6 protein-coding genes are annotated in these 6,999 nt (G+C 34.6%); 5 read left to right on the top strand and 1 reads right to left on the bottom strand.

The window, feature by feature from the left end:
- Positions 1 to 30 precede the first annotated feature (30 nt).
- Positions 31 to 891 carry a metallophosphoesterase gene (locus HMPREF9171_RS105820; protein WP_000163483.1) on the bottom strand — a complete coding sequence of 287 codons (861 nt, stop codon included), beginning with the start codon at positions 889 to 891 and terminating at the stop codon, positions 31 to 33.
- A 151-nt stretch (positions 892 to 1,042) separates the two neighbouring features.
- Between HMPREF9171_RS105820 and HMPREF9171_RS105825 the strand changes: the two genes are divergently transcribed.
- The 5 genes from HMPREF9171_RS105825 to ftsX all read left to right on the top strand — a co-directional run bounded on the left by HMPREF9171_RS105825 (position 1,043) and on the right by ftsX (position 6,979).
- Positions 1,043 to 2,974 (top strand): fructose-bisphosphatase class III, encoded by a 1,932-nt coding sequence (locus tag HMPREF9171_RS105825; RefSeq protein WP_000064641.1) that lies wholly within the window; start codon positions 1,043 to 1,045, stop codon positions 2,972 to 2,974.
- Positions 2,975 to 3,063: 89 nt separating this feature from the next.
- Positions 3,064 to 4,188 (top strand): tRNA epoxyqueuosine(34) reductase QueG, encoded by a 1,125-nt coding sequence (gene queG / locus HMPREF9171_RS105830; protein WP_000351633.1) that lies wholly within the window; start codon positions 3,064 to 3,066, stop codon positions 4,186 to 4,188.
- A gap of 68 nt (positions 4,189 to 4,256) precedes the next feature.
- A protein-coding gene (prfB, locus tag HMPREF9171_RS105835) for a peptide chain release factor 2 (RefSeq protein ID WP_011324939.1) occupies positions 4,257 to 5,355 on the top strand; the annotation gives its coding sequence in 2 pieces (ribosomal slippage) (positions 4,257 to 4,328 and positions 4,330 to 5,355; 1,098 coding nt in all).
- 18 nt (positions 5,356 to 5,373) lie between these two features.
- Positions 5,374 to 6,066 (top strand): cell division ATP-binding protein FtsE, encoded by a 693-nt coding sequence (gene ftsE / locus HMPREF9171_RS105840; RefSeq protein WP_001173889.1) that lies wholly within the window; start codon positions 5,374 to 5,376, stop codon positions 6,064 to 6,066.
- Positions 6,050 to 6,979 (top strand): permease-like cell division protein FtsX, encoded by a 930-nt coding sequence (gene ftsX / locus HMPREF9171_RS105845; protein ID WP_000236202.1) that lies wholly within the window; start codon positions 6,050 to 6,052, stop codon positions 6,977 to 6,979. The genes ftsE and ftsX overlap by 17 nt, the downstream gene beginning before the upstream one ends.
- Positions 6,980 to 6,999 lie beyond the last annotated feature (20 nt).

The raw sequence follows: 6,999 nt of genomic DNA, 5'->3' as shown, positions 1-6,999 counted from the left end.
AAACTCACTTAGAATATCTAAGTGAGTTTTTTAGCAATCAAATATTGTCATAGAGTTGCGTAATTCGTCTTCAAAATATTTTTTTCGATAGTTTTCAAAACTATCCAAATGCTTAACGGCATTATACCTTTTGCTAAGATTCCAGGTTAAATTAGGGTTATGATTGGGATTCTGATTGACAAAGTCAATAGTTAAATTCCATTCTCTAATATATCCAAGTGGTCTAGAATGATAAGTAGTCTCTCCAATTTTAACGTCGCCAAATGAGCGGTGTGCATGACCAAAAACAACATCTTTGATATGATATTTTTGGAATAAATCATGATAAGCCTGACTCCCCAAAAAAGCATTAAAAGGAGAGAATCTAGGATGAGTCATCGTGAACTGTTTATGGGGAACAAAGTGCATAGCAATAATGATATTTGAAGAATCGACTTTTGCTAATATTTCGTCTAAGCGTTTTAAAATTGATGCTTGGATAGTTACATCATTATTTGGACGTTTTAAACGTCTATCAAACCAAAAAGTCTTTTTTAATTTTTCAACATCCTTGATATCTCTATTATTTGAAAAGCTGTAATCATACCAGCCATGAAAAGCTAGTAGCATTTTTTTGTCAAATCGATAGGTTTGAAAGTCAAGGCGTTGGATTTCTGTTTCTGTTAAATCAAGCATATCATGGTTTCCTAAATTATAGCTAAGTTTAATATGCTTTTTTAAGTTATTGATAAAGGGAAGTGTATCTTTAGTAAAATGATTAGATATATCCCCAGCGATATGGAGGTGATCAATTTTTTCTTTCTTAAGCAAATTAATTAACGTTTTCGTCTCAAAGGTAGAAAAATGATTGAGGTCAATATGTAAATCACTCATGATAGCAAGTTTGGTCATAAGGGTATTGTACCATATTGTAGTTCAAAGAGATAAACAGTAAATTTTTGAAATAGTTTTAAAGTCATTCTATAATAGATATGTCATTGTAGAATGCGCTTTCATAATTGTGTTTAGAAGCTTTATATTTAAGGTGCCTTAAGGAGGTCTCATGTCTAATTTTTATAAGCTCTTGAAAGAAAAATTTCCTCGAAAAGAAGATATCGTAACAGAAATGATCAATTTAGAAGCTATTTGTCAATTACCCAAAGGGACGGAATATTTTATTAGTGATTTACACGGGGAATACGATGCTGTTGATTATCTCTTACGGACAGGTGCAGGGTCTATTAGAGCTAAATTATTAGACTGCTTTGATTGGCAGAAAATAGTTGCTGTTGATTTAGATGATTTTTGTATACTGCTTTATTACCCAAAGGAAAAATTAGCCTTCGATAAAATGAACTTGTCAGTAAGTGCTTATAAAACGAAGTTATGGGAAATGATTCCGTTACAAATACAAGTTTTAAAATATTTTTCTAGTAAATATACAAAATCTAAAGTACGTAAGCAATTGCCAGGTAAGTTTGCTTACATTATCGAAGAACTTTTAGCTGAGATTGACCGTAACCCAGAGAAGAAAAGCTATTTTGATACTATTATTGAAAAATTATTTGAATTAGACCAAGTAGAAGATTTAATTATAGTATTATCCCAAACAATTCAAGTTTTAATCATTGACCATTTACATGTTGTAGGGGATATTTACGATCGTGGTAGGTATCCTGATCGTATCTTGAATAGGTTAATGGCTTTTCCAAATTTGGATATCCAATGGGGGAACCATGATGTCACTTGGATGGGAGCAGCATCTGGTTCCTACCTTTGTATGGTAAATGTTATCCGTATTGCTGCACGTTATAATAATATTACTTTAATTGAAGACCGATATGGTATCAATTTGCGTCGCTTGGTTGATTACTCACGCCGTTACTATGAACCTCTACCTTCTTTCGCCCCCATATTAGATGGAGAGGAAATGACTCATCCAGATGAATTAGATTTGTTAAATATGATACAACAAGCAACAGCAATTTTACAGTTTAAATTGGAAGCCCAATTGATTGACAGGCGTCCAGAATTTCAAATGCATAATCGACAACTTATTAACCAGGTAAATTATAAAGATTTAAGTATATCTATAAAGGGAGTTGTGCATCAACTTAAAGATTTTAATAGTAGATGCATTGATTCGAAAAATCCCAGTCGATTAACAAGTGAGGAAGAAGAGCTTTTACAACAATTGATGATAGCCTTCCAGACTTCTGAAAGTTTAAAGAAACATATTGATTTCCTATTTGAGAAAGGAAGTATGTATTTAACCTATAATGATAATCTTTTATTCCATGGTTGCATACCAATGCATAGTAATGGTGATTTTAAAAGCTTTAAAATTGCAGGAAAAACTTATGGTGGTAGGGATTTACTGGATTTATTTGAAAGTCAAATACGTCTAGCATATGCTAGACCAGAGAAACATGATGATTTGGCGACAGATATCGTTTGGTATCTTTGGTGTGGTGAAAATTCTTCTCTTTTTGGTAAGAATGCCATGACTACTTTTGAGCGCTATTATGTTTCCGACAAAGTAACTCATCAAGAAAGAAAAAATCCCTACTTTAAACTGAGAGATAAAGATGATATTTGCACTGCCCTTTTACAAGAGTTTGATTTGCCTAAGTTTGGACATATTGTCAATGGTCATACGCCAGTCAAAGAAAAAAATGGTGAGCAACCGATAAAAGCAAATGGTAAGATGTTAGTAATTGATGGTGGCTTTGCCAAAGGTTATCAGAAAAATACAGGTTTAGCTGGCTACACTTTGATTTATAATAGCTATGGGATACAATTAATTTCACACCTTCCTTTTACATCCATTGAGGAAGTTTTAAGTGGAACCAACTATATCATTGATACGAAGCGATTAGTAGAAGAAGCCAAGGATAGGATTCTTGTAAAAGATACAACTATTGGACAAAAGTTAACCAAAGAGATTAAAGACTTAGATCACCTTTATCGTCATTTTCAGGAATATGATGACTAGTGTTTAAGTAATTTACTAATTGATATGTAGGATTTAATTTTTCAGTTTCTTACCTTGTCCCTTTTATTAAATTGACTTAAAATAATATTATGGACATAAAGGCAGAAATTCAAAAATTAGCAAAAGAAATTGGTATCTCTAAAATTGGTTTTACGACGGCAGATAACTTTGATTATTTGGAAAAGTCATTGCGTGCTTCTGTGGAAGAGGGGCGCAATTCAGGATTTGAACATAAAGTCATAGAGGATCGTATCTACCCTGAAAGGCTTTTAGAATCGGCTAAAACGATTATTTCAATTGGCGTTGCTTATCCTCACAAACTTCCTCAGCAACCTCAAAAAACACCTTATAAACGAGGAAAAATTACACCTAATTCGTGGGGGCTTGATTATCATTATGTGGTCGGCGAAAAGTTAGACAGACTATCAAAAGGCATTGAAGAGCTCTGTCGAGATTTTCCTTTGCAACAAAAAGCAATGGTCGATACTGGAGCTTTAGTTGATACTGCAGTTGCCCAAAGAGCAGGTATTGGTTTTATAGGAAAAAATGGTCTAGTTATTTCTAAAGAATATGGCTCTTATATGTTTTTGGGAGAATTAATTACCAATTTAGAGATCGAGCCAGACAAGCCTGTCGATTATGATTGTGGTGACTGTCGTCGTTGTCTAGATGCCTGTCCAACTTCTTGTTTAATTGGTGATGGCTCAATGAATGCCAAGCGTTGTCTATCATTTCAAACCCAAGATAAGGGAATGATGGACATAGAGTTTCGAAAAAAGATTAAAACAGTTATCTATGGTTGCGATATTTGCCAAATTTGCTGTCCTTATAACAAAGGTATAAATAATCCATTGGCGACAGAGATTGATCCTGAGTTGGCTCAACCAGAATTAATACCATTTTTGAGTTTATCAAATGGACAATTTAAAGAAAAATTTGGTATGATTGCTGGAAGTTGGCGAGGTAAAAATATTTTACAGCGTAATGCCATTATTGCGCTAGCAAATGCTCATGATAAAACCGCAGTGGTCAAATTAATAGAGATTATTGATAAAAATAATAACCCTATTCATACTGCAACAGCTATATGGGCATTGGGAGAAATTGTCAAAAAACCAAACGATGAGATACTGGAGTTTATGAGTAATTTAACCTTAAAAGATGAAGATAGCCGAAAAGAGTTGGAATTAATCCGTCATAAATGGCAATTTTAAGCCTTTTATGGTATTTTTAAGAACCTTATGATAAAATAAAACAGATTAACAAAGATTGGAGAAATCTCATGGAAGTGGCTGAAATTCGCCAAAAAATAGTAGAAAATAAAGAGAAGTTGACTAGCTTCAGGAGGTCTCTTTGACTTAGATCGTTTGGAAGAGGAGATTGCTCTTCTTGAAAATCAAATGACTGAGCCAGACTTTTGGAATGACAATATTGCAGCGCAAAAGACATCTCAAGAACTGAATGAGTTAAAAGGTAAGTATGATACTTTCCATAATATGCAAGAATTATCTGACGAAACAGAACTCTTACTTGAGATGCTTGACGAAGATGATTCTTTGAAAGAAGAATTAGAAGAAAATCTAATGCAGCTAGATAAGATAATGGGTGCTTATGAAATGACGCTTCTCTTATCTGAGCCTTATGACCACAATAATGCTATCTTAGAAATCCATCCTGGTTCAGGAGGAACTGAAGCGCAAGATTGGGGAGATTTACTCTTACGAATGTATACCCGTTTTGGCAATGCTAATGGTTTCAAAGTAGAAGTATTGGATTATCAAGCAGGGGATGAAGCTGGTATTAAATCGGTTACCCTCTCTTTTGAAGGTCCCAATGCTTATGGTTTGTTGAAATCAGAAATGGGAGTTCATCGCCTCGTTCGTATATCACCTTTTGATTCGGCTAAACGTCGTCATACCTCATTTGCTTCAGTTGAAGTGATGCCAGAGTTAGATGATACGATTGAAGTAGAAGTACGTGATGATGACATTAAAATGGATACTTTCCGTTCCGGAGGAGCTGGTGGTCAGAACGTCAATAAAGTATCAACAGGTGTTCGTTTGACGCATATTCCAACTGGAATTGTGGTATCGTCTACCGTTGACCGTACTCAATATGGGAACCGCGATCGCGCTATGAAGATGTTGCAGGCTAAGCTATATCAGTTAGAACAAGAAAAGAAAGCACAAGAAGTAGATGCTCTCAAGGGTGATAAAAAAGAAATCACTTGGGGAAGTCAGATTCGTTCTTATGTTTTCACCCCTTATACGATGGTGAAGGATCATCGTACTAACTTTGAGCTTGCTCAGGTAGATAAGGTTATGGATGGAGAAATCAATGGCTTTATTGATGCCTACCTTAAGTGGCGCATTGAAGACTAAAAATAATGAAGGAGAAACATGGCACTAATAGAAATGTCTGGTGTTACTAAAAAGTATCGCCGTTCAACAACTGCCTTGAGAAACTTAAATTTATCAATTCAGCAAGGTGAGTTTGTGTATTTAGTTGGTCCGTCAGGTGCTGGTAAATCTAGCTTGATTCGCCTCCTATACCGTGAAGAAAAATTAAGTTCAGGTAGATTAAAGGTAGGGGAATTCAATCTCAATAAACTCAAACGTCGTCAAATTCCTATTTTACGTCGTAGTATTGGAGTTGTCTTCCAAGATTATAAATTACTACCAACAAAAACAGTTTATGAGAATGTTGCGTTTGCGATGCAAGTTATTGGAGCTAAGCGCCGTCATATTAAAAAACGCGTGCCAGAAGTTTTAGAATTAGTAGGTTTAAAACACAAGATGCGTTCTTTTCCAACACAGTTATCTGGTGGAGAACAACAACGTGTGGCAATTGCACGTGCGATTGTTAATAATCCAAAATTATTAATTGCAGATGAACCTACTGGTAATTTGGATCCAGAAATCGCTTGGGAAATCATGCATCTATTGGAACGTATTAACCTTCAAGGAACGACTGTTTTGATGGCAACACACAATAGTCAAATTGTTAACACACTTCGTCATCGTGTCATTGAGATTGAAGCAGGTAGCGTTATCCGAGATGAAGAGAAGGGAGAATATGGTTATCATGATTAATTTCTTTAGACATTTCTGGGAATCGCTTAAAAACTTAAAACGTAACTTTTGGATGACTTTTGCTTCTGTAACATCAGTTACCATAACATTACTTCTTGTAGGCTTGTTTTCATCAGTTTTACTGAATGTTGAAAAGTTAACAACTGATGTTTCAGGTAATTTTACTATCAGTGCCTTTTTAAATGTTGACTCAACGGATGCTCAAAAACAAGTCAAAGATAAGGACGGAAAGCTAAAAGATAATCCTGATTATCATAAAGTTTATGACAAGATTAAACGTATTTCTGGTGTAGAGAAAGTCACTTATTCAAGTAAAGCTGAACAATTAAAAGAAGTTCAAAAAGAGTATGGTTCAGATGTTATTGATGATACCTACAAAGATGCTTTGTTAGATGTTTACGTAGTTGGGACAAGTTCTGCAAAAGTTTCTAAGAGTGTCAGTGAAGCAATTGGACGCATTGAAGGTGTTGATTATACTAAAGAACCTATTGATTCAACAAAACTATCTAATCTCACAGATAACATCCGTATATGGGGATTTGGTGGTGTTGCCTTATTAATTGTCCTTGCTATCTTTTTGATTTCAAATACTATTCGTATGTCGATTATGTCACGCCGTACAGATATTGAAATCATGAGATTAGTTGGCGCTAAAAATTCTTATATTCGAGGACCGTTCTTTTTTGAAGGTGCTTGGGTAGGGATTTTAGGGGCTATCGTTCCATCGCTGATTTTCTATTTTGGTTATCAATTTGTGTTTAACAAGTTTAATCCAAAATTTGAGACAAGCCATGTTTCATTGTATCCTATGGATATTATGGTTCCAGCAATTATTGGTGGTATGGTGATTATTGGTATTATTATTGGCTCACTTGGATCTGTCCTATCAATGAGACGTTACCTTAAGATTTAATAAAAAGAGATGAAATCTAT

This window comes from Streptococcus agalactiae ATCC 13813, from assembly GCF_000186445.1.
GTDB lineage: Bacteria > Bacillota > Bacilli > Lactobacillales > Streptococcaceae > Streptococcus > Streptococcus agalactiae.
The sequence above is the reverse complement of the archived record's forward strand: the minus strand, read 5'-3'. Positions and strand labels throughout refer to the sequence as shown.